At 64.4% G+C, this 4,015-nt stretch carries 2 protein-coding genes and 1 pseudogene; all 3 read left to right on the top strand.

Annotated features, from left to right (window positions below):
- The first annotated feature begins 43 nt into the window (after positions 1-43).
- Positions 44-1,015, top strand: coding sequence for a 2-hydroxyacid dehydrogenase (locus RA19_RS18835; protein ID WP_039165560.1), 972 nt, complete (start codon positions 44-46; stop codon positions 1,013-1,015).
- On the top strand, positions 1,015-3,675 hold the full coding sequence (locus RA19_RS18830) for a phosphoenolpyruvate carboxylase (RefSeq protein WP_039165558.1): 2,661 nt from the start codon (positions 1,015-1,017) through the stop codon (positions 3,673-3,675). The genes RA19_RS18835 and RA19_RS18830 overlap by 1 nt, the downstream gene beginning before the upstream one ends.
- Before the next feature lie 13 nt (positions 3,676-3,688).
- Positions 3,689-4,015: pseudogene (gene glyA / locus RA19_RS18825) on the top strand (serine hydroxymethyltransferase); the annotation flags it as partial.

The raw sequence follows: 4,015 nt of genomic DNA, 5'->3' as shown, positions 1-4,015 counted from the left end.
GGAGCACCCTAATAAAGAAAAAGCACGTCAGGGAGATGAAATCATGGCAAAGCCGAAGGTACTGGTGACCCGCCGCTGGCCCGCCGCAGTAGAGGCTCAGCTTTCTGAAACCTTTGATGCTGTGCTGAACACCGGTGACAAACCGCTGAGCGAAGCGGAACTGCGCGACGCGATGAAGTCCTATGACGCGGTGCTGCCGACGGTGACCGATACCGTCTCGGCCAAGGCCTTTGACGTTGCCAAGCCGCAGGCCCGTATCCTTGCCAACTACGGTGTTGGCTACTCTCATATTGATATGCATGGCGCTGCCGGCCATGGCATGACCGTGACCAACACACCCGACGTGCTCAGCGAATGCACCGCCGACATCGCCATGACGCTGCTATTGATGGTGGCCCGCCGCGCAGGCGAAGGCGAACGCGAGCTGCGTGCCGGTGAATGGACCGGCTGGCGCCCGACCCATCTGATTGGCACCAAGGTCTCCGGCAAGACGCTGGGTGTCGTCGGATTCGGCCGCATCGGCCAGGAAATGGCCCGCCGCGCCCATCACGGCTTTGGCATGAAGATTGTGGTGCAAAACCGCTCCCGCGTGGCGCCCGATGTGCTGGCCCGCTTTGGCGCCACTCAAGTGGACAGCCTGGAAGAGCTGATGCCGCAGTGCGACTTTGTTTCGCTGCACTGCCCGGGCGGGGCCGCAAACCGGCACCTGATCAACACCCGGATGCTGAATCTGATGAAGCCGGACGCATTCCTTATTAATACCGCGCGCGGCGAAGTGATCGATGAACTGGCCCTGTCCCGCGCGCTGTGGTTCGAAACCATCGGCGGCGCGGCGCTGGACGTGTTCGACGGCGAGCCGCACATCAACCCGGACCTGTTGGATTGCGATAACCTCGTGATGCTGCCGCACCTGGGCAGCGCCACCCGCGAGGCGCGCGAGGCGATGGGCTTCCGCGTGCTCGACAATCTGAACGACTTCTTCGAAGGGCGCGAGCCGCGTGACCGGGTGATGTAATGGGAGATCCGGCTGAAAACACCCATGCGGCGGTCGAAGATACCGGTTACGCCGCTGAACTGCGCAGTGAATTGCATGCCCTGTGGCTGGACGTCCTGCGCCAGCGCGCCCCGGAAGTGGCAGAGCGTGCTGCCGGCGAGGCGCCTTGGGACCTGTCCGACGGGCAGCCCGCCACTGCCTATATGCAGGCCTTCAACATCTGGTTCCAGCTGCTGAAGATCGTCGAGGAAAACGCCGCCATGCGCGACCGCCGCATGGCCGAAACCCAGGACGGCCCGGAAGTGGTCGAGGGCAGCTTTGCCCGCGCGCTGGACCTAGCAGGCGAACTCGCCACGCCGGAACGGCTGCAGGAAGTCGCCAGCCAGTTTTCGATCGGCCCGACCCTGACCGCGCATCCGACCGAGGCCAAGCGGGTTACCATCCTGGAAATCCACCGCCGCATCTACCGCGGGCTGGTGTCGCTGGAAGCCAAGCGCTGGACCCCGCGCGAACGTGCCGATCTGCTGGAAGATCTGCGCTCAGAAATCGACCTCTTGTGGATGACCGGCGAGCTGCGCCGCGACCGCCCCAGCCTGCAGGACGAAATCCAGTGGGGGCTGCAGTTTTTCCGTGACAGTCTCTATGAGGCAGTTCCGCAGCTGTTCGACCGCTACATTTCCGCTGCCGAGCCACGTCTGGGCGCGACTGCGGACGCTCCCTGCCTGAAATTCCACTCCTGGATCGGCGGCGACCGCGACGGCAACCCGAATGTGACCGTTGAAGCCACCGCTGATGCGCTGGCGGCCAACCGCGCGGCCATTCTCAAGCGCTATCAGAAAGCGCTGACCACGGCGGCCGAACGGATTTCGATCTCGGCCGCCGTGTTTGCCCTGCCGGACAGTGCGTCCGCACGCCTCGCGGGCATCATCGAAGCCGCCCCCGGCATGGCCGACCTCGCGGCCCGTAACCCCGGCGAAGTCTTCCGACAGGCGCTGACCGCGATCCTGGCACGCATCCGGGCCACTGCTGCCGAAGAACCCGGCACCTATCCGCATTTGGGCGACTTCATCAGCGACCTGACCCAGGTCGAGGAGGCGCTGGAAGAAATCGGCGCTAGCCGGCTGGCGGCTCGCTACGTGCGCCCGATCCGCTGGCAGGCCGACGTCTTCGGCTTCCGCACGGTGACGCTGGACGTCCGTCAGAACTCGACAGTGACCACCGAAACCCTGACCGAGATCTGGTCCCGTTCCAGCGAGGTGCCGGAGTTCGGCAGCCCGGAGTGGTCAGCCCGCCTGCGCAGCGAGCTTGGCAGCGCCTCGCTGGCCTATGTGATGCCGGACGAGCTGAGCCCGCAAAGCGGCGAGCTGCTGAAACTGCTGCGCCTGATGCGCGATGCAGGCGCCGGCGAAGACCCGCAGGCGATGGGGCCCTTCATCCTGTCGATGACGCGTTCGACCGATGATCTGCTCGGCGTCTACCTGCTGGCGCGCTATGCGGGCTTCGGCGCCGAAAAGGCCGCGCTGAAAGTGGTGCCGCTGTTCGAAACCATCGGTGACCTGCGCGCTGCTCCCGGAATCCTCAACGGCCTGTTGGACGTGCCCTTTGCCCGCCGCTCGCTGAAATCCGGCGACAACCGGATCGAGGTAATGCTGGGCTATTCCGACAGCAACAAGGACGGCGGGTTCCTCTGCTCCACCTGGGAGCTGGAAAAAGCGCAGCGCCTGATCACCCGCACCCTGGCCGCGCATCGGATGCAGCCGGTGTTCTTCCACGGCCGCGGCGGTTCCGTATCCCGCGGCGGCGCCCCGGCCGAGCGTGCTATCGCTGCCCAGCCCGCTGGCACCATCGCCGGCCAGATGCGGATCACCGAACAGGGCGAAGTGGTCAGTTCAAAATTCGCTAACCGAGGCACTGCGCTGCATCAACTGGAACTGATGGCCTCCTCCGTGCTGCGTCACTCCCTGCAGGAAAACACCCCGCCGGTGAACCCTGAGCATGACGACGCCTTCGAGGCGCTGGCGGGCATGTCGCAGGCGGCCTATTCCAACCTGCTCAATGCACCGGGTTTCCTGGATTACTTCCAGCAGGCCAGCCCGGTGGAGGAACTGGCGCGGCTCAAGATCGGTTCGCGCCCGGCCCGCCGCTTTGGCGCCGGATCACTGGACGATCTGCGTGCGATCCCATGGGTCTTTGCCTGGTCGCAGAACCGCCACATGATCACGGGCTGGTATGGTTTCGGATCAGCAGTTGCCAGCTTCCGCAAGTTTCGCGGTGAGCGCGGCGAAGCGGTGCTGCAGGACATGTTCTCCAATTCGCCGCTGTTCCGCCTGGTGGTGGACGAGGTCGAAAAGACCCTGCTGCAAAGCGACATGGAGATTGCCGCCGACTACGCGACGCTGGTGCAGGACGCAGAAATCCGTGAGCGGATCTTTGGCTCCATCCGCAAGGAATACCAGCTGGCCTGTGAAGCCATCGCCTTCCTGACCGGAGACAGCAGCCTTGCCAGCCGCTTCCCGCGTCTGCGGTCCCGTTTCGGCCGGGTCGAAAGCATGCTGCGCGAAATTCACAAAACCCAGGTGCGCCTCCTGCGGGAAGAGCGCGCAGGGCAACCATCAACAGTGCCGGTGCCGCTGCTGCAGTCGATGAACTGCGTTGCTGCGGGCCTCGGCTGGACCGGATAGACAGGAGCCCCGAATGTCCAAAGACCTCTTTTTCACCCAAGCGCTGTCTGAGCGCGATCCTGAGCTTTTTGCGTCGATCACGGCCGAACTGGGCCGCCAGCGCGACGAGATCGAGCTGATTGCCTCGGAAAACATCGTCTCCGCCGCAGTGATGGAAGCCCAGGGCTCCGTCCTCACCAACAAATACGCCGAAGGCTACCCGGGACGGCGCTACTACGGCGGCTGCCAGTATGTCGACGTCGCCGAAAACCTGGCGATCGACCGCGCCAAGGAACTCTTTGGCTGCGAGTTCGCCAACGTGCAGCCGAACTCCGGCTCGCAGGCCAACCAGGGTGTGTTC

Source organism: Leisingera sp. ANG-M1 (assembly GCF_000813745.1).
Classification (GTDB): domain Bacteria; phylum Pseudomonadota; class Alphaproteobacteria; order Rhodobacterales; family Rhodobacteraceae; genus Leisingera.
This window is presented reverse-complemented; position numbering and strand designations above follow the sequence as displayed.

What these genes read in the sequence shown, in the direction of transcription:
- RA19_RS18830 (WP_039165558.1), top strand. Translation starts at nt 1,015, where the DNA reads ATGGGAGATCCGGCTGAAAACACCCATGCGGCGGTCGAAGATACCGGT.
- RA19_RS18835 (WP_039165560.1), top strand. Translation starts at nt 44, where the DNA reads ATGGCAAAGCCGAAGGTACTGGTGACCCGCCGCTGGCCCGCCGCAGTA.